Below are 20,855 nucleotides of genomic sequence, written 5' to 3'. Positions count from 1 at the left end.
ATTGATGAAAGTTAATAACACTACATATAGAGTTGGCTTATGGCTAGAAGATGAATTGAATGTTGAAAGTTACACTACAAAAATCAGCAATATAAATTATGAGATTTGTTTTCATTTTGCAGGTGATAACAAATATTGCGACTTAGTGATTACAGATAAGAAATTATCAAATTTTAATGACATTCCCAAAGAAATAAAAAACACTCACGGTACAGCAATAATTGTTTCAAAATTATTGAGTCCAATTGATGAAAGCAAATATGAAGAAGTCTTTGCAAAGGCAAACACTGTAAAGTTTAAAAAAGAAAATATTTTAAAAAATATTAAGACAACAATTAATACTGAACTAGTTAAAAGAAAGGTAATTGAAGGTAAATTGAAAAATTTTAATTTTATCCTTAATAAGTATACGAGAATGGGACTTCTAAAGGAATATTCTCAATTAATATGGCTTTTCATTCCTATCGTTCTTATCATTTTATACTTTATAATTCACTACTTCATTGACGGGTTTTCATTATCAAAACTTTTTCCAAATAACCAAGAATCACTAGGAACTGATAAGGAAGTAGCTTTCTTCATAATATTTTATTCAATATTTAATTTAAAGTTTTTTTATGATTACATACTTTCATTTTTCAACAACATTAACAATGAAGTATTTCAGACTAAAAGGAGGAAAATAGCACATAGTTTTCTTCACTTTTCCGTTCCTATAATCTTATTTTTTTCAACTCTAATAATATTTAAGGAACTATATGTGTTAATTTTTAACAACGAAATAAGGATAATTGAAAGAACTAATATTGAAACAGTTTTTAATAATACTATTCCTTTTTTAAATGTAAAATATCTTATTTATACTTTTATTTTACTAGATGCCTTTATGTGGTTAATAGCTAAAAATTTTATGAGTCAGATAGATAAAAATGAAATAAGCTTTACTTCCAATAAGCAAAGAATAATAGTAGAACGAGGACAAAGTAGTTTTAGGGTTTCTCTTATTTGGGATTTAGTAATTGTTTTTGGAGTACCATTAATTGCATTTATAACACCTATCGAATCTTATCTCTTAATAATTATTCAACTCATCTTTCTACAAAGTATATATTTATATCTTAATTTGAGAACAATTCGGGAAGACTTTAAATATAATTAAGTAAAAGCCAGTGCATAACAAAGAACTGAGTTAAAAAACAAATCTTCTTAGCTCAATTTTGAAACAAAATTCTCATCATAGGTCTTCCCAATTTTGTGATTACAAGGGCTTGTTTTAATCTTCACACTTTTTAAAAAGCCGCTGAACTTGGATAGGATTAAACTGTTTCCCTCGTCTCGTAGTGTACTGTAATTTATTTAATTTATCTGCTATAGCTTGATAAGTCATACCTTCCTTTCTTGCTGAACATATAATATCCATAGCTTGGATATTATTTTTATTGTTGCGTGCATTTTCTTTTATTTTTTCAACACCTAATTTTTGATATTCACCAAATCCATTAGGATTACCCAAACGAACTTCACCATCAATGGGAGTCATAGCTGAGCCATCCTTATTGATATATATTCCTTTGTTGATTTTATCCTTTTTCACTTTTAAAGCGTCCTTAATCCTTTTAGATATAACCTCAGCTTCGTGTTCTGCGATTACTGAAAGTAACTGGATAGTCAATTTGTTTGCATTTGGGTTGTCACAACAAATGAACTCAACTCCACCATTGAATAGGGCAGAGGTGAATTCTACATCACGAGCTAGTCTGTCTAGCTTTGCTACAATCAATATAGCTTTATTAGCTTTTGCTAATTCGATAGCTTTATAAATCTCTACACGTTTTTTCTTTCTAGTTCCTGTTTCAACTTCTGTAAACTCACCAACTAGATTTCCTTTACCATTAACATGATTAGCAACAGCATTTTTCTGAGCTTGTAAGCCAAGCCCAGAACTTCCTTGTTTTTGGGTTGAGACCCTATAATAAGCGACATACTTTTTCATTAGGCTGCGTGTTTTCCTTCGATATAATCTATTACATCTATTAGCATGTCATAATATACACCTTCAACGGTTTTTACAATCTCACGTTTTCTATTGGTGAAAACTACTGTATATGTATCTAACCAATCTAATTCAATTGTTACCCAACCTTTATGTGTCAAACCATTGACCTTAAAACTTAAACCTCCAACTCTAGTTTTATTCTCAGATAAAGAGCAAAATGATTTTGCTCCCCATGCCATAAGAGCACTTCTATCTAAATATTTGATTTGGTATAAAATTGTTTGAGCTATTTGTATAGAGGGATTTTCCATGACTATGTTTTTAAGTTAATCAAAGATAATTATTTTTATAACAAATCGCTAACATTAGTTTGCAATTTGTTATAAATCCGACTTATAAATTAAATGTGAGATTAACACAAGGAGATAGACAGCAGTTTTTATGAAATTTAATTGATGAAAGCTCTACTAAAATATAAATTAAGCTGAAGCTGACCACTGGGTTCGAATATTTAAAAAGAAGAAAGAAAATAAGCTCTCCCTTCAATAGATAAAGCGGTGACTGGTAAAAAAAACAAAAAAGGAAACCTAAGCAGTATAAAAATACTGGCTTAACTCAGTAATAATTGAATAATTGTCATTTTAAATATTGACCTCTTATTTCTTTTTCAATTATTTCCTACAATAAAAAGTTTGTGTAGATTTAATAATTCAAATTAGTATATGCAGATATTTTACGATAATAAACGCTACTATCCTTATTTGTGCATAAATGATGCCTCTGATGAGCAGCTAAAAAAAATAGTGGCTCATTTAAAAAATGCGAATCTAGCTCCAAAGAAATTTTATACTGACCCAAAATATTCAGCTTCTGATGGGGTTAGTTACAGCTACATGTTTAAACTTCCGTTTACAGATGATAAGATAACTAAACCAAGTTCAGAATCGATTAATGAGCTGCTAAATGAATTTATCACTAATAAAAAGGAATCGAAAAAAGCCGATGATAGTGTTATAAATAAAGAATTGAGCATATTTATTGAATCGGAAAAAAAATATTTAAACCAAATTAAAACTTTACTTGATTCTGAGAGAATCATTTTGGAGACTGATAAAGAGTTTTTCAGAGAGCAATTAGACAAGTTAGGCAAGCTTACAAAATCGCTACAACAAGAAAACAATAGAATTATTGACTTTTTTGGAAGTATTAGTTCAAAGATTTCAGAAGACATTGACAATTTATTCAAGAAAAAATCTTTAGATAGTGAAGAATTAAAAGTCTTACAGTCTAATATTGAGAAAAAAGAACAATTACTAATTGAAAGAGAATTAAATATAAAGAAGATAGAAAAAGATTTTGCCACAAGGGAAAAAGATTTCGAACAGTACAAATTAGAACAGGAAAAGAATTTTAAAGAGAGAATTGATTCAATTAGAGCATCAAATATTGGATTGAACATCTCTGAAGAAAATCAAAATGAAGATACTCTTAAAAAAATTAAAATTTTAATAATTGGGGGTTCAACTGTGAATAAAAGTGGAATTATTAAAATTTTCAAGGAAACTTTCGAAAGGAATATCGAATTAACACTTCCTAATAGTTCTATTATTGTTCCGACAACAGATTATGATAAAATGAAGAATATCAACATCTTGAATTATTTTAAAAAAGATTTTGATTACATAATTCTTGGACCAAGACCACATTCAATGAAAGGTATCGACTTAAAGAAAGGTCCTGTCACCCTTAAAAAAGAATATAAACTAAAAGCAAATATATTTAGTGATAATAATAGTAAATTAAGTAGAAATAAATTGGAAGAATTAGCTCTTCAGATTTCTATTGATTGGAAATCAAAAAATTCATAAAACATAACTGAAACAAACTGCCTACAAAAATTCAATAAAATGAAAGCTCGAGAACTAATTTCAAAAATGACATCAAAAGAGACTAATAAAACCTATCTGAATACAGTTCTTTCAGCTTTTCAAAATATGGATTATTATATGCTAAATAATTTGCTTCGTGATGATTGCTTTTATCAAGATATGAGAAAAACGTCTTTCATATATCGTCAAAAAGAAATTTTTCAATACTTTAAAAAACAAGGAGACACCTTTTTAAACCTTTCTACCAATTTATGTACTGGTTGTCTATGCAGTGAACCTGTATTTGTTTTTACAGGAAATAATTCAGGAACCCGCTATAGTATTTACATAGAGTTTGTAAAGGATAATATTGTTGACATATACTTCTGCTCAGAACAATCTAGTTATCTTGGTTTAATGCCATTTTAAGCAGTATTTACCAGTGGTAATAATTATCTAAATTAAATATACCTCCAAAACAATTGCAAAACTTAACACCAGTTATTCGGTCTTTTGTAATATCAAAAATTAGCCCAAGGTTGATACCTGATTCCATTCCAATAAATTCATGGATAATCTCATCTTTGTGAATTTTAAAACAATGGGTAATGTTCAAATAAAATTTCTCATCTTTTAAGATTCTGTGTTTTCTAAATCTATCGCTAAGCATTTCCAAAAACTCTTCCTTACTAGATTCATGGAATTCAACCTCATCAACTAATGCTTCAGCAACCTCTATTATATTCATACTCATAATAGCGTGCCAGACTTGGTTAATATGGTCAGCTCGCTTATTAGGCAACAATTCTTCTGGGTATAGGACTTTAGGCAAATACATTATCTGATTTTGATTGTTAGGGAAAGCTAATAAAATAAAACCACACTATAAAATTCAGTTAATTAGGTTTTTATACTACTTCAAATTTTAGATTTGGTTATCATAAGAGAAAAAATATTGATAGTCATGCAGAAATTATTTATTGCTTTTTGTACATTTGATAGAAGACAAACTTTAATTTTAATTAAAGACATGATGCTGAAAGAACTCTTAAAATCAAAAGGTGTAAAACAAAAGTGGCTTGCCAAAAAAATTGGTGTGAGTGAAGTCACATTGAGCAATTGGGTTAAAGATAAGAGCCATCCCTCTAAAAGTAATCTTAAAAAATTAAGCGAGGCATTAAATATTGATGAATCCGATTTAATAAATTAATGACAGAAACAAAGAAATATAATTTTTCATTTACTGGTTTCTCATTAAGAGAAAATGAAATGCTAAAAGTTGCTGAAGCTATCAGTAAAAGACTTCCAATAGAAATGGTGGATTTTGGTGATGGTAATCGAAATACTGGACAACGTAGATTAGTAGCTATAAAAAGGCGTTTAAAGCAATTTTCCGAACAACAATTTCAATTATTTATGTCAGGTGATTTAAATACACGAAAAAAGCTAGCATTTCTGTCGGTTTGCAAAGCACATGCATTTATAAGGGAATTTGTGGTTGAGGTACTTCGAGAAAAGTTACTAGTTTATGACTATGAAATAAGTGAAGGGGATTACATTTCCTTTTACCGTAGAAAGTTTGAATATCACCCTGAAATGGAATTGCTAACCGAGCAAACAGAGTACAAGATTAGACAAGTCACCTTTAAGATTCTTGAACAAGCTGGAATTATAAATGATGTTAGAGAGAGGTTACTTCAGCCTCAGCTTTTAAGTCCTGAAATTGTGCAAGTCATTGTAAGTGATAATGAAGAATGGCTTAAAGTATTCATGTTAAGTGATGAAGTAATTAACAACATAAGTTAAATGGTAGAACTGGTTAACAAATTTGAAAAGCTTTATGACAAACTATCCTCAAGATGGTTTTTGCAAAAGGATGGTCTAGGTGGTGAAATACCTTTTTTTATTTCACCTTATGATGCTATGGACGAGATAAACGTCATGGACTCCATCCAAATGCTAAAGAAAAAATTAAATAATGCTGGCGTGCCTATCCTTGAAATCAATCTATACGATGTGGTGTGTGAAATATTAGACGAAAAAGGTGGTATGGAGCGTATGTTCAGAGTAGAAAAGGCTAAATCTAAGGACAAGTTCCTTAAAGCATTGCAGTCGTCATTAAATATACATCAAATACTGATACCTAATATTGATGAAAAAATTAAAGCGTCAAATGCCAAGATTTACTTTTTAACAGGTGTAGGTTTAGTATATCCATTTATCAGGTCCCATACTATTTTGAATAATCTTCAAAATATTGCCAAGGAAGCTCCTACAGTAATGTTCTTCCCTGGTGAATATGATGGTCATTCATTAAACCTGTTTGGTCTATTAAAAGATGACAATTATTACAGAGCATTTAACATTGATAATATAGAAGCAAAATAAGATATTATGATAAAGAATTTCTTTCTCAACGACATCAACAGAACTATAGAAACGGTAATCAAAGCAGATGACCGTGAACACATCCCTGATGAGGTAGCTGAATACGTTGTCACCCATGAAATAGCAAAGAAAATAAGAGATTTCTTCTCAGCTTATAATAATTATGCTGGTGCTAACGGTGTTTGGATTTCTGGTTTTTTTGGAAGCGGTAAATCACACCTTCTAAAAATTTTATCTTATGTTTTAGAAAACAAAAAATTTGATGGTTGCAAGAGTGGTGAACTTTTTGCCGAAAAGGTTGAAGATGATGAAATGCTAAAAGCAGATGTACTCAAAGCAACTAAAAGACCTTCTGAAAGTATTCTGTTTAACATAGACCAACAGGCTCAAATAACTTCTAAATCAGATGAGAATGCTATTTTATCAGTTTTTTATAAAGTCTTTTATGACCATCTAGGATTTTATGGATTCAGACCTCACGTGGCAGAATTTGAGATGTGGTTAGATAAGCTTGGTCAATACAACGATTTTAAAACAAAATTTAAAACTGAATTCGGAAAATCATGGGAAGAGGCTAGACTTGATTATCATGACCCATTGGTCGAAGAAGTAGTGGCAAGAGTATTAGGAGAAATAAATAATACGGATTCAAGTAAATACATTGGTGTATTAGATAAATTGGAAGATAATGAAAAACAATCCATTGAAGATTTTGCTAATCGTGTAAAAACATATTTAGATTCAAAAGGAAATGGTTTTAGATTAAACTTTTTTGTTGATGAAGTAGGGCAATACATCAGTGACAATACCAAACTCATGCTTAACCTTCAAACGATAGCCGAAACCTTAGCTACACGGACCAATGGAAATTCTTGGATTCTAGTGACTTCTCAAGAGGATATGGAAAAAGTCGTTGGAGATATGAATAAGAGCCAACAAAATGATTTCTCTAGAATACAGGCGAGATTTAAGATTAAAGTTCCTCTTACTTCAGCAAATGTGGATGAAGTTATAGAAAAGCGACTTCTTAAGAAAAAGGAAGATATCCATAAAAAATTAGCCTCTTCCTTTAAAAAAGACAGTGCACATTTGGAATCCCTTTTATCCTTTTCTGAGGCTGGAGTTCAGTTTAAAGGTTATAAAGATGGGGATGATTTTAGTAATAAATTTCCTTTAGTTCCTTATCAATTTGATTTATTCCAACAATGCCGAAGAGCCTTGTCTACGCACAATGCCTTTCAAGGAAAACATGCTTCGGTAGGAGAGCGTTCTATGTTAGGTGTTTTTCAACAGGTAATCCAACATATTGAAGAAAAGGGGGATAATGCTCTAGTAAGCTTTGATTTAATGTATGAAGGTATTCGAAATGAATTACGTGGCGAGATTCAGAGTTCAGTCATTATGGCTGAACGGAATTTAGATAGCGAGTTCGCCATTAAAGTATTGAAGGCGCTCTTCTTAGTGAAGTACTTTGGGAACTTTAAGACAACCAAAAGAAATGTTTCTGTACTCTTAATTGATGATATTCATGTAGATATCAAAGAGCACGAAAAGCAAATAGATGAAGCTTTAAATATTCTTGAAAATCAAAGCTATGTGCAACGTAACGGTGATTTATATGAGTTCTTAACGGATGATGAAAAAGATGTTGAAGAGGAAATCAAAAACACTGATATTGATGACCAAGCCATTACCCAATTCCTTAAGGAAATCTTATTTGATGAAATCATACGTGATAATAGAATCAAATACCTAGATAACAAACAGGATTATGATTTTACCAGTAAAATGGATGGTGTTATGTTTGGACGTGAAAAGGAACTGGAAATAGAACTCATTACAGAGAATTATAATGATTACGATAACATTACCTTCATTCAATCCCAGACCATGGGCAGTACAGGAATGAAACTAGTTTTGAGTTCGGATGCCCTATTTATGAAGGATGTAAAAATGTACTTGAGAACTGGCAAATATGTAAAACAAAACCTATCCACCTCAATGCCATCAGAGCGTAAGCGAATCCTTCAGGATAAAGCACAACAGAATTCTGAACGTAAACGCAATATAACATTATTAGCCAATAATGCTTTAGCGGCATCTACGGTATATATGAATGGTGCTAAGCATGAAGTTGCTCACACTACAGATGGCAAAACCAAAGTGATTAAAGGGTTTCAGGACCTAATTAAAACCGTGTATTCTAGTCTGCGTATGCTAGGAACCACTCAGTATAGTGAAGACACAATTAAAACCACGGTTAGGTCCACACAAGATGACCTTTTTGGTACTGATGACTCAAGCATGTCTGAAGCCGAATCAGAAATACTAAATCTAATTAATAGACGTAAGAAACAAGCAGACAGAACCTCTTTAAATGATATTAGAGCTCACTTTAGTAGAAAACCCTATGGATGGTATCCAAATGCTATTTGGACCATTGTGGCTAGGCTATACAAAAGGGGGAAAGTTGAGGTGATGCAAGGTTCAAACAACCTTGAAGATGATGAGGTACTAGGAGCTTTATTAAATAGTGCTAAACATAGTACCACTCTCTTAGAACCACAAGCTAATTTTGACTCTAGTGCTGTTAATGCTTTAAAACAAACATATAAAGATGCCTTTGATGAGTCCTGTCCTTTCAAGGAAGCAAAAGATGTGGCATTGGCTTTTAGGGATAAATTAAATCAAATGTCCGTGGATGTCAATCAGATTCTGGCTAGAAGACATGAATACCACTTTTTACAAAGCTTAGATAGTTTGAGTGATAGACTTGATAAACTTAATAAAAAAGAATACAGTTATTTTATTACGAATTTAAAGGATTTTGAAGATGATTTATTAGAAACCAAAGAAGACCTTCTGGACCCTATCAAACGTTTTATTAATGGTGACCAGATTAAAATTTTTGATGATGTTCAGTCGCTACTAAAAGGTAATACAGCCAACTTTGGGTATATAGAAGGTGATGAATTAGAAACTCTAGAAACTTTAGTCAAGAGTAATACACCTTACAAAGGCAATGGCATTCAGTTGGCTAAAGCTGCAAAAGACAGTTTAACAAAAAAGGTCTTAGAAGCTATCAAAGTTGAAAAAGACCAATTCAATACCAAAATTGATGCTATTGAAAAAGACATCAAAAATTCTGATGAGTTTGGCAAAATTGATACAACACAACAGGGTGAAATTCTCGGCGCTATTAATGCTTTAAAAGCCAAAATAAAAAATGAACGGTTCATTGGAAATATAAGAGATGAGGTTCGTAAGCTAGATGACCATTTCTACAGCGACCAAATGAACAAAATGGCACAATGGTTAGCACCAAAAGGTGGTGATGGAAAAGCGAAAGAACCTAAGGCAAAATATATTAAAAGAAGTAACATTCATATAGACTTCAATAAACGTGAGTTGCAGACAGAAGAAGATGTAGAAGCCTATTTAGACGCATTGAAAAAAGCTTATATGGAGCGTATTAATCAGAATCTTAAAATCACGCTGTAATCTAATATGAACACCAACCATCTCAAAAAATTTGCTCAGGAAGCTCGTAGAAAACTACTGGAACTCGTTGGTTCTAAACTTGAGCTTGTATTAACTACAGACTCAGCAGAATTAAGGGAAAAAGCATCGCAATTAAGAAAACTTCAAGAAGCTATCAATGCATCAAGTAAGGAACAAGTCATAGATAAAGTTGCTTATACTTGGTTTAATAGACTCATGGCATTGCGTTTTATGGATGCCAATGATTACCAGCCCATTGGTATAAAAGTAGTCACACCTAAAGAGGGTTATACTTTGCCAGAACTTTTGGATGAAGCCAAACAAGGGAACATACCAGATGAATTATCTGTAAATAACCAGCATATTTATGATGTCTTGGATGGTAAAATACCAAGTGCTAACCCTCAAAACGAAGCTTATAAAGAGTTATTGATTGGAGCTTGTAATCATCTCAACAAAGTCTTTCCATTTCTGTTTGAAAAGTTGAGTGATTATACCGAGTTGTTGTTGCCAGACGATTTAATATCTGAATTTTCAATTGTACAAGATATTAGAGATGGCATGACCATTGAAGATTGTCAAGAAGTTGAAATTATTGGTTGGATTTATCAATTCTATATTTCTGAGAAAAAAGATGAGGTGTTTGCTTCAAAAAGCAAAGTGAAAAAAGAAGATATTCCAGCTGCAACCCAATTGTTTACACCACGATGGATTGTAGAATATATGGTGCAAAATACAGTAGGTAAACTATGGTTACAAAATAAACCTAATTCTAAGTTGCGAGAGCACATGCCCTATTTTATAGAGTCACCCTCAGTTGAAAGTGAAAATTATTTAAAGGTAAACTCTGTTGAAGAGATTACACTGTTAGACCAAGCTTGTGGTAGTGGACATATTCTGGTATATGGTTTTGAATTATTGACCAAGATTTATGAAGAAGAAGGTTATAATCCCAGTGAAATACCACAACTCATCATTGAGAAAAACCTCTTTGGTTTTGAAATAGATGAACGTGCTGCACAATTAGCTGGTATGGCATTACTTATGAAAGCCAGAAGTTACCAACGTAGAGTATTTAGAAAAGAGCTAAAGCCTAATATTCTATGCTATCAAGATTTAAAACTCACTACAGACGAAATCAAAGAAGCATTTATAGGCATTGGAACAGATTTATCTGATGAATTATTGCATGACCTAAAAAACATGCAACAAGCTACCAATTTAGGGTCGTTAATTATACCTCATACTTCTTTAAGTGAGCTTGAACGAATTATAACAGAAATTGATAATAAATTTAATACAACATCCGATGTATTCCTAAAAAGCTATTCGCAGCAATTAACCAGTGCCTTAAGCCAGTTAATACCTTTAACCAAAAAATATCATTGTATTGCAGACAACCCACCATATATGGGAGGTAACATGAATAAAGAATTAGGTAATTACGTTAAAGTAAATTATCCAGATAGTAAAGCCGACTTAATGACATGTTTTATGGAAGCTGGATGGAATGCCCTTCATCCAATGGGTATTCTTGGAATGATTAACCTTCCATCTTGGTTATTTTTATCTTCTTTTGAAAAACTCAGGAAAAAATTAATTAAAGAAAAGCATATTGATTCATTGCTGCATATGGGACGAGGAATATTTGGTATTGATTGGGGTTCAACAGCTTTTATTATACGCAATCAAAAAATTGATAAAGAGTCGTATTACTTTAAACTACACAAGCGTAATTTTCAGCATTTATATCCTAATGACATAAGAGATATATTCTTGAAATCAAAAAATGATTCATCTATAAAAATTAATTTTGATAAGTATAGAGAAGACAAGGAAGTGGCTTCAATTGAATCCTTAATAGATGAATCTGGTCTAAAAATTTCATTTAAAGCTAATCAAAAGGACTTTTTAAGAATACCAAGCAATAGAATTGGTTTTTGGCTCTCAGAGCAACAATACTATGTGCTTGAAAACTCAATACCATTCCACAATGTCTGCGTCCCTAAAACAGGAATGCAAACAGGCAACAATACAAAATATACTCGAAATTGGTTTGAGGTATCTCATAAGCTACAGAGTAGAATGCCACAATTGTCTGAGGAACAATATTGGATACCTTATCAGATGGGAGGGAGTTCTAGGAAATGGTATGGTAATTTAACTCATCTGATTAATTGGAAAGATGATGGGGAATTAATTAGAATGGACCCCAGCTGTCGATTAAATGCAATGGCTAAAAAGGAGAACTATTTTAAGAAAGGAATAAGCTGGAAAAGAATTACTTCTGGAACAAATACAATAAGACTTTTAGAAGATTATTTTTTGTTCGACCAAGCAGCTGATTCATTATTCGTAGAAAATGAGAATGAATTTGGCTATTTATTTGCCTTTATGAATTCTAAGACTATTAAACAGGTCTTTGAATTTATCTCGCCAACCTTAAATTTAACTTCTGGAACAGTAAAAGAGATTCCTGTATATATGAATAGTGATTTCTTTGATACAACCAATGTCATTGTAGAAAATTCGATTCACATATCTAAAGAAGAATGGAACTCACGAGAAAAAGCATGGGATTTTTTACAAAATGAATTAATCCGTATTGATAGTCAAGACCTTGAAGAAACCTACGATTTATACCAACAATACTGGAAAAACAAATTCTTCCAATTGCATAAAAATGAAGAAGAGCTTAACAAACAGTTTATTGAGATTTATGGTTTACAAGACGAGTTAACCCCAGAGGTACCGTTAAAAGATATTACTATTTTAAAAGAAGAAACAGATATTGTAAATGGGGAGTTGGTATTTGATGCTGAAGAGGTATTTGCTCAATTTATGAGTTATGCCGTGGGTTGTATGTTTGGACGTTATTCTTTAGACAAAGAAGGTTTAATCCTTGCAAATCAAGGAGAAACCTTAGAAGACTACCTTAAAAAAGTTGAGAAAACAGAAGATGCCATGTCCTTCCTTCCAGATGATGATAACATTATCCCAATACTAGATGATGAATGGTTTGAGGATGATATTGTCAATCGTTTTTATGAATTCCTAAAGGTAAGCTTTGGAAAACCCAACTTTGAGAAGAACCTAGCCTTTGTAGAAGAGTGTCTAGGGAAAGATATCCGAAAATACTTTGTAAAGGATTTTTATGCAGACCATATAAAGCGTTATAAGAAACGTCCTATTTATTGGATGTTCTCATCACCAAAAGGGTCATTTAATGTGCTTATTTATATGCATCGTTATACACCAGATACCTTAAACCAAATATTAAATGGATACCTAAAGGAATATAGAGAAAAACTCAACACACATTTAGAGCATCTGGACCATATTATAGAAACAGGAAGCTCCAGTGAGCAAACCAAAGCTTCTAAGGAGAAAGACAAGCTGAGAATAGTGCTTTTAGAGCTTCAGGAATACGAAAGGGATGTGTTGTATCCCTTAGCTACAGAACGTATTGCTATAGACCTTGATGATGGTGTATTGGTGAATTATAACAAGTTTGGTAAAGCTATTGCTCCTTTAGCTGGTTTAAATGATAAAAAAACTAAAGACAAGGTGAAGAAGTTTGATTGGATAGATACCACAACCATTAAATAATGAAAACTATAACCCAAAATCTTCAAAAGGAATTGAAGTCGGCTTTAAAAAGTGCCGATGAGGTTTGGGTGGCGGTTGCACTCCTAACCAATCAAGGATTAACTTTCATTCAAGAAAACCTTCCAAAAAAGGCTAAAGAACACTATATCCTAGGTATTGATTTGCCTACTGAAGTGAAAGCACTAAAGGAATTAGATAAACAACAGTATGTTAGTGATGTCGAGGTCTTGATGTTTGCTAAACAAGAATTTTATCATCCTAAGGTCTATATTGTTAAATCTAAAGGGAAGTATAAAGCCTTTGTCGGTTCTGCAAACACCACACGAAGTGGGCTTTTTTCAAATATTGAGCTATCCTTTATTGTTGAAAGTCAAAGAGCTTGTAAAGAGCTTATAGTATGGTTTAATGGGATAAAGGAAAGAGCCTCCATTTTAACCTCAACCTTTATTAGTGAATATGAGGAATCCTATAAGGAACGCTTGGAAAGAAAAAAACAAGACGAGAAAGAGGCTAAGGAAACTAAGAAGGAATTGGAGAAGGAAAATGATGTTATTATGAGTTCTAGAGAAGCACTCATAAAGAAATTGAAGGCATATAGAAATCATAAAAATTACAAAGAGGAATCAAAAGCACGTTGGAAAGATGTTAAGGAATTAAGAAGTAGTTTAGACTTCCCAAACTTCGATAAAGTGGATGTTGATGCTTTTTTTGAAAATTGGGCGTTAGGTCATCTAATATCCATTCCAAAGCCAACGTTAAAGGAAGAGAAAAAGCGATTCAAGAAATTGCTTCAAGTCTTGACAGATGATACCATTGATGTTGCCATTCGTTTCAATAGAGCTTATGAAGGTGATTTATATATTAAAGGCGTTGGAGTTGCAACCATTTCTAAAATTTTGACACTTCATAACCCTGATAAATATTGTGTAAGCAATGATAAAATAGCAGACTTGTTGAATGAATATGGCATTGAATTGCCCCAAAGAATTTCCAAGGGAGAAAAATATAAGGCTACGAATAAGTTTTTCATAGAAATCTGTAAAGAAACAGGAATTGATGATTTAGCAATTCTTGATTATTACTTGTATAAAGAAGCTAATGAATAATGCAAAATAAATGAAACTTTAAGAAAATGAAATTGGGTTTTAATGATAAAAGAGCAAGAGGATAAGTTATGGAGTTTGGTTGGATAGATACGACGAAAATTAATTAATAAATTATGAGATGAAGTGTTCTTGTGGCAATGAAATGAGGCTTGTCTTTTATGCTCCTAGAGAAAGAGATTATACTTTTTTCTGGGGTTGTAGTAACTATCCGAATTGTAGAATGACAAAAGAATATATTCCTATGAGTCCAAAATTGGATATCGCCATTCAAGATACCATGGATGCCATAAAAATTTTAGAAGAAGGTGGAGCTGAAGAAAAAGTTTCAATAATTAATGAAATTAAAGTACAGATGGTAGATATTCTAAATCATTTTATAGATTGTACTTGGGGAGCACATTATATGACGCTTTTTAATAAGATGATTATTCCTTATTTAGATGACCCAAAAGTGTTACAATTTGTACTAAATGGTCCAATCATAGACGACAGCAAAGGAAATGTTTTTAGAGGTAAAAGTGGAACGAAAATGTATAAGGAGTTGTACTTTTATTTAATGCGAGTGGAGGCTGAAAGAATTCGGGATTTTTTATTTATTGAATTTAACAGAACATAGTTAATACGTTAAAAAATATTATTATGGCAAAAGAAGCATGGTACATCAACGAATCCGAATTAGACGATTATCAAACTCCTATTATACAAAAGAAGATGAGCAGCTCTTTTGTAGTAAAAGGCTGTGCTGGTTCTGGAAAAACGGTCCTAGCACTCTGGAAAGCAAGAGAAATAGATGATGCAGAATTAGGTAGTTATTATGTTGTAGTGTATACTAAGGCGCTCCGTCAATTCATTAACGATGGTGTTGATGAGGTAGGACTTGAACAAAGCAGAGTAATGCACCATTATCGATGGAAAAATAACGGTCATAAATCTGCAGATTATATTATAGTTGATGAGGTTCAAGATTTCACAAAAGATGAGTTAACAGAATTGCAAAATTCGGCTAAAAAAGCTTTTATCCTCTTTGGTGATTCTGCACAACAGATTTATAAAGGCTTAAAAAATAATCTTATGACCATGGAGCAAATAGCTTATCACACAGCTTTACCCATGGAGCAGCTCGTTTTAAATCATCGACTACCAAAAAAGATTGCAAGAATTGCTGAGTATGCTAACTCGACAGGAGACTCATTGGAGAGTCGATGTACAAAGGAAGGTGCTAATAAACCGTTTTTAGTTAAAGCTAGTAATTGGTCCCAACAACTAGATTTTATTATGGATACAATAGATGAACGCGGTTATACCGATGTCGGGATATTACTACCAGATAATAAATTGGTAAAGGCAGCTGACGAATATTATAAGGGTAAAGAATTTCAAGTTGAAGCTAAATATGATATCTCATGGCCCGACGACACAAAGTTTACACTTAATTTTCATAGTGAAAACCCAAAAATTTTAACCTATCACAGTGCTAAGGGGCTTCAGTTTGAAGCTGTTTTTATTCCTGAGTGTTCAGATTACAATATAAAGAAAAGAGATGAAAATCCGCTTTATGTTGCACTTACTAGAACGTACCAAGATTTATTTGTTCTGTATTCCGACTCGTTAACTGATTTATTGTCAGGAATTCCAAAATCACTTTTTGAAGCTGTTGACCTAGATGAAGAAGCACTTGACTTACCTTTCTAATATTATATTATGAATAAGTATTATTACATACCCGTTAATAGTTTGAATTTTAATAATATTCTGTCTTCGGAGAGTATATCACCAGTCTCTTTCTATGAAAAAAGAGGGTTTGGATTTAAGCGCTTTGACAGGATTAACGCCAATCCATTTCAAAATTCTATACTGGCATATAATAAAGTTCCATTGCTTTCTGATATTAGAAGTGATAGAGAGGAATACCCATTATATGTTGGTGTTCCTGAGAAGTATCTATCTGAAAGTTATTCAAGCAAATCCATTGATAATATTGATATCATTCAAACGGATAGGTCTATTTATATCAATTGGATGGAGTGTTTTTTCTTAACAAGAACTGAAGAGGAGAAGAAAAAAATAATTGCAAGTACTAGAAGGAGTATTGAGGTTAAAAATGTAGACAATTATACTAATAATATATATGTTTTAGAGGAATTTGATATTGAATCTTTCAATTGGAATGAGTCAGTTATTGCTGACTTGTCAGATGCTAAAAATAGTAATCAATCCGAAATTTTAAGAGACCAGAAAATAAATAAATTCAAGGGATTTGTTTATGCTTATGCTTCTGGAAAGCTAAAAGAACAACCTGAAGAAATGGCTGAAGGGTCAAGATATTTCCAAGAATTTATCAATTCCTTTTCGGCTTTAATGAATGACTTATCTGTGCTTACAAGAAATTACAAAGCAAAGAAGGTCAAATTTGATTATACTTCAACAAAAAAGAAAATAGCTCATTTAGTTGAAATTACTGAGAGAATAAAATTTTTATTTGTCGCATTCGAACAATCAGACATAGATAATTTAATCCAAAAAAGTTTTAATGCTGATAAAAACGACATTGAAATCTTAAACAAGCTTCAATATCAAAGCACTAGGATAAATGTGTATTCATTAGTTTCCGATTTCATAAAAAGCAGAGATAATTCCTTGTACACCATTGATGAATTACTGGAAGTCTTGATTGATAATGTAAATGAATTTTTAGATAATTCTTCTTTGGAGAATTATAAAAGTTTAAATGATAATTTTGATAGGTACACCTCTATTATTAATAATAAAATTAGAGATTACAAATCGATTATAGCGAGAGAAAACGCATTAGATAGTATCAACATTAATATAAATGAAGGCTTAACAGAAGTTAAAACAACGTTCAATGAGATTAGTGAAGATGAGAATTTAGTTTACCGTCTTATAGTTAATGAAGTTCTCAGCAGAGTTGAACTATCTTCAACTGATGAAATTGCACAGTGTAGACAAGGTATCATTCAAAACGTGGCAACTTTAGTTAAAAGCTCTAAAGGTGAGAAGCATGAAAGTGTAATATTCCTGAGAAAGCTATATAAAAGCCTTATAACGGTTGGTGTAGGATTCAAAATAAATGAATCAGAAGACAATGCGCTTAAATCACTGGCTTGTTTCCTCTCACGTTATTCAGAAATGGAAAAACTACAAGATTTTATGGATAGAAATAAATTCTATCATTACGGTCTTGCTTTTGGTATTTGGGGTGCTGCATATGGATATGCAAATATTTCTAAAATACTGATGGAGTCATTAACGTCAGATGATGAAAAACTTTCATTAGTCACAAGGTATATAAACAAGACAATATTTAATCAAGAAATTGACCAAAATGGATTGAAAGCTTATATAGAAACCTTTGGAGAAAAGAAACCAATGCCAACCAAACCGAAATGGAAAATAGATGCTGAGCGAATAAACCGAGAACAGAGCAAGGAAAATTCTATAGAAGAAGAGCAACCTTCTTATGAAACTAATCAAATTAAAGATTACACAAAATCATCGATTAATAAAAGTGAGCAGTTGGATATCTTCCAAACTCCAGAACAGGGAGAGGATACAAATTCAAAAGGTTCAGTTGTTGTTGACCCAGAAATTAAAAACGGTAGAGATTCTAGCAATAAACTAGGGTTCATGGATTTAATTATACAAGATGATTTAATTGGGAAAAGACCTGACTGGGTTTCTTTAATAGAAACTAGTTTCAATCAATTTAATGAGGAATTAAAGGCAAACCCAGATATGGGGATAGGTAGTAAGAAGCACGAATTTGAGCGTCTATTGGCTGAGGGAAAAAGACTAGATAAAATAAAAGGTTTTGGTGCTCAAAAGATTAATGAAGTAATTAGAATATTTATTACCTACATCCAGTCCAATGAATAAAATCCAAGAATCCATATCGACAAAATTCAAGTCTAACAGAATTATATTTTGGTACGATACTATGTCAGAATTGAAGGAAGAGTTTGAGACTCTAGAAGAAAGTGGTTTTGAAAAAATTAGAGTTCAAGGCAATGAATTTGAAGTGAAATACAAAGTGTATAAAGATAATCCCGACAAGAAGTATCTTCTTTACTTCACTGGACCAAAACCAGCACCCGAGGATAATTGGTTGTTGGATTTAGAATTAGCTCACTATACCTTCCATACAGACCAAGAAGCTATGTTCTTGCAAGAGTTAGGTTTAGGGTATCATCTTAAAGAGCTTGTAGCAGAGCATATTGAATTCTTTAAATCGAAAGAACGAAAGGCAAAACTAAAAGAGCTTTTAGGAGATGGAGATGAACATGAGGATATTAGAGGTAAAATGCTGGCAGTTGTTTTTAATACTGATTTTGTTAACCTCAACACATTTATTCAATCCCATAGTACTAATTTTATTGATGGAAATGATAAATTTGATAAAAACTTAGAACGCTTTAATCTGAAGAAATATTACTGGGGTAAAATTAAGCACCAGTTTAACTATACTACTGAAAACCCCACTATTTATGATTTTCTTGTTGAGGTGTTTAACAAAAACTTTGTTTATGGTCAAAAAAATGATTTGAGCAAAGAAACCAGAGTCTTTTTATTGCAATGGAAGGATACAATCCAATTTAAGGAAACATTTCAAAGGGTTTCGTCTAGAGTAGCATTAGACTTAAATATAGAGTCGAAACTGAGTAATGCCGACCTAGATATCATAATGAATGACAATCTATTTGAACTATGTGACCGTAAAATAATACACAACCTGAATGAATTAATAGTTGCTGGTGAAATATCTTCAGATAAGATTAAAAACTATATTAAAATTCGAGAAAACAAATTCTGGTTCTCAAAGTATAAGCACTTTTATGACTGTGTCAATATAGCCGCTGAATTTATAGAACTTGTTAAGAAATATAGTACCACTATATATAGTTCTTTTAAAGAGGGAATAGAACACTACACTGAAGAGTTATATGAAGTTGACCTTCTTTACAGGAAGTTTATATGGAATTACAGGGAGACGAATCAGAATAAAATAATATCTGAGCTGGCACAGACTGTTGAGAAAATTTATTCTAATAACTGGTTATTGAACTATAATAATAACTGGCAAAAACATGTGGATGCAACAAAGCAGTGGTCAACAACAGCTCAAAACAGCCAACGTTCATTTTTTAAGAGTCATATTCAACCATTTATTGAAAAAAATCAAAGAGTCTTTGTGATTATTTCAGATGCATTACGATATGAAATTGGTGCAGAATTAAACAATCGCCTTAAAACAGAAAATAGGTATGAGTCAGAAATTGGGAGTATGATAGGTTCTTTACCATCGTATACTCAATTAGGAATGGCTTCTTTATTACCGCATACTAAATTATCGTTTAAGTCTAAAACGGATTCAATAATTGTAGATGGAAAATCAAGCTCAGGAATTCAAGGACGAACAAACGTGCTTCAATCTAATTCAGGAGTCAGAGCAGTTGCTATAGGTGCTGATGAGTTTATGAACTTCAATTCTAGTACGACTGGTCGGGAGTTTGTAAAGCAGTATGACCTCATCTATATTTATCATAATAGAATTGATAAAACGGGAGATGATAAGGTTTCTGAAGAAAAGGTGTTTGATGCTGTAGAAAAAGAATTAGACTATTTAACGGAACTTTTGAAAAAGATAGCTAATATGAACGGTAATAATATGATTATTACTTCGGACCATGGCTTTATTTACCAGCATAGTCAATTAGATGACAGTGACTTTATTGAATCTGGACATAGTGGAACCATTTGGAAAGAAAATAGACGGTTTATTATTGGTGAAAAACTAAAAGGAGATAATACAACGAAGGCTTTTACAGCTAAAAGCTTGGGATTAGATTCGGATGCTGATATACTTATCCCTATATCTATAAATAGACTTAGAATTAAAGGCGCTGGTTCACGATTTGTTCACGGTGGAGCTACCTTACAGGAAATTGTTATTCCTGTGGTTAAAGTGTCTAAAAAGCGTCAGGACACTACTTCAAAAGTTGAGGTAGATATTATCAAATCTACAGATAGAATTACCACCAATATTTTGGTAGTAGCTTTTATACAAACAGACTTAGCTACAGAAAATACATTACCAAGGTCACTACGTGCTGCTATTTATGCTGAAGATGGTGAGTTGTTGAGTGATATGTTTAAGTATAATTTTAACATTATAGAAGGAAGTGAAAGGCTGAGGGAAGTCAAACATCGGTTCCAATTAATTTCTAAAGCAAGTGGTAAGTATAAAAATCAACGAGTAAAGTTAATTTTAGAAGAACCTGTCGAGGGTACTACCAAATGGAAACAATACAAAGAGTACTACTATACCTTGAATATTTCATTTACTAATGATTTTGATGACTTTTAATT

At 32.0% G+C, this 20,855-nt stretch carries 16 protein-coding genes; 13 read left to right on the top strand and 3 right to left on the bottom strand.

Annotated features, from left to right (window positions below):
- The first annotated feature begins 4 nt into the window (after nucleotides 1–4).
- Entirely contained in the window at nucleotides 5–1,159 is a 1,155-nt protein-coding gene (locus K8F54_RS11845; protein WP_290791213.1) for a hypothetical protein, read from the top strand.
- 114 nt (nucleotides 1,160–1,273) lie between these two features.
- Here K8F54_RS11845 and K8F54_RS11840 read toward each other — a convergent pair whose 3' ends face one another.
- Both K8F54_RS11840 and K8F54_RS11835 read right to left on the bottom strand, forming a co-directional pair.
- Nucleotides 1,274–1,993, bottom strand: a complete 720-nt coding sequence (locus K8F54_RS11840) for a recombinase family protein (protein ID WP_290791211.1) — start codon at nucleotides 1,991–1,993, stop codon at nucleotides 1,274–1,276.
- A complete protein-coding gene (locus tag K8F54_RS11835) occupies nucleotides 1,993–2,307 on the bottom strand; it encodes a hypothetical protein (protein WP_290791209.1) in 315 nt (104 codons plus the stop codon). The genes K8F54_RS11840 and K8F54_RS11835 overlap by 1 nt, the downstream gene beginning before the upstream one ends.
- Before the next feature lie 411 nt (nucleotides 2,308–2,718).
- Here K8F54_RS11835 and K8F54_RS11830 point away from each other — a divergent pair, with 411 nt between their 5' ends.
- Together K8F54_RS11830 and K8F54_RS11825 are read left to right on the top strand one after the other, a co-directional pair.
- Complete coding sequence (locus tag K8F54_RS11830; protein WP_290791207.1) at nucleotides 2,719–3,864, top strand: hypothetical protein; 1,146 nt, start codon at nucleotides 2,719–2,721, stop codon at nucleotides 3,862–3,864.
- Nucleotides 3,865–3,903: 39 nt separating this feature from the next.
- Entirely contained in the window at nucleotides 3,904–4,293 is a 390-nt protein-coding gene (locus K8F54_RS11825) for a hypothetical protein (RefSeq protein ID WP_290791205.1), read from the top strand.
- Between the two features lie 7 nt (nucleotides 4,294–4,300).
- On the opposite strand, the gene K8F54_RS11820 is transcribed toward K8F54_RS11825, so the two are convergent.
- A complete protein-coding gene (locus K8F54_RS11820; RefSeq protein WP_290791203.1) occupies nucleotides 4,301–4,702 on the bottom strand; it encodes a hypothetical protein in 402 nt (133 codons plus the stop codon).
- 126 nt (nucleotides 4,703–4,828) lie between these two features.
- Here K8F54_RS11820 and K8F54_RS11815 point away from each other — a divergent pair, with 126 nt between their 5' ends.
- The 10 genes from K8F54_RS11815 (at nucleotide 4,829) to pglZ (ending at nucleotide 20,853) form a co-directional block, all read left to right on the top strand.
- The gene (locus tag K8F54_RS11815; protein ID WP_290791201.1) at nucleotides 4,829–5,074 is read left to right on the top strand and encodes a helix-turn-helix transcriptional regulator; all 246 of its coding nucleotides are present in this window, start codon (nucleotides 4,829–4,831) and stop codon (nucleotides 5,072–5,074) included.
- Nucleotides 5,074–5,670: a DUF1819 family protein gene (locus tag K8F54_RS11810; protein ID WP_290791199.1), complete on the top strand. Its 597-nt coding sequence runs from the start codon at nucleotides 5,074–5,076 to the stop codon at nucleotides 5,668–5,670. The genes K8F54_RS11815 and K8F54_RS11810 overlap by 1 nt, the downstream gene beginning before the upstream one ends.
- Nucleotides 5,671–6,252 (top strand): DUF1788 domain-containing protein, encoded by a 582-nt coding sequence (locus K8F54_RS11805; protein WP_290791197.1) that lies wholly within the window; start codon nucleotides 5,671–5,673, stop codon nucleotides 6,250–6,252.
- A 6-nt stretch (nucleotides 6,253–6,258) separates the two neighbouring features.
- Nucleotides 6,259–9,753, top strand: coding sequence for a BREX system P-loop protein BrxC (brxC, locus tag K8F54_RS11800; RefSeq protein WP_290791195.1), 3,495 nt, complete (start codon nucleotides 6,259–6,261; stop codon nucleotides 9,751–9,753).
- Between the two features lie 6 nt (nucleotides 9,754–9,759).
- On the top strand, nucleotides 9,760–13,362 hold the full coding sequence (gene pglX, locus K8F54_RS11795; RefSeq protein WP_290791193.1) for a BREX-1 system adenine-specific DNA-methyltransferase PglX: 3,603 nt from the start codon (nucleotides 9,760–9,762) through the stop codon (nucleotides 13,360–13,362).
- Nucleotides 13,362–14,468, top strand: coding sequence for a phospholipase D-like domain-containing protein (locus K8F54_RS11790; protein ID WP_290791191.1), 1,107 nt, complete (start codon nucleotides 13,362–13,364; stop codon nucleotides 14,466–14,468). The genes pglX and K8F54_RS11790 overlap by 1 nt, the downstream gene beginning before the upstream one ends.
- A 241-nt stretch (nucleotides 14,469–14,709) precedes the next feature.
- The gene (locus tag K8F54_RS11785) at nucleotides 14,710–15,084 is read left to right on the top strand and encodes a hypothetical protein (protein WP_290791189.1); all 375 of its coding nucleotides are present in this window, start codon (nucleotides 14,710–14,712) and stop codon (nucleotides 15,082–15,084) included.
- 23 nt (nucleotides 15,085–15,107) lie between these two features.
- Nucleotides 15,108–16,160, top strand: coding sequence for a 3'-5' exonuclease (locus K8F54_RS11780; protein WP_290791187.1), 1,053 nt, complete (start codon nucleotides 15,108–15,110; stop codon nucleotides 16,158–16,160).
- 9 nt (nucleotides 16,161–16,169) lie between these two features.
- Nucleotides 16,170–18,365 carry a hypothetical protein gene (locus K8F54_RS11775; RefSeq protein WP_290791185.1) on the top strand — a complete coding sequence of 732 codons (2,196 nt, stop codon included), beginning with the start codon at nucleotides 16,170–16,172 and terminating at the stop codon, nucleotides 18,363–18,365.
- Nucleotides 18,358–20,853: a BREX-1 system phosphatase PglZ type A gene (pglZ, locus tag K8F54_RS11770; protein WP_290791183.1), complete on the top strand. Its 2,496-nt coding sequence runs from the start codon at nucleotides 18,358–18,360 to the stop codon at nucleotides 20,851–20,853. Before K8F54_RS11775 ends, pglZ begins: the two co-directional genes overlap by 8 nt.
- Nucleotides 20,854–20,855: the final 2 nt, after the last annotated feature.

The organism is Altibacter sp. (assembly GCF_019913785.1).
Classification (GTDB): domain Bacteria; phylum Bacteroidota; class Bacteroidia; order Flavobacteriales; family Flavobacteriaceae; genus Altibacter.
Note: the sequence above shows the minus strand (reverse complement) of the source record. Positions and strands in the feature narration are given on the sequence as shown.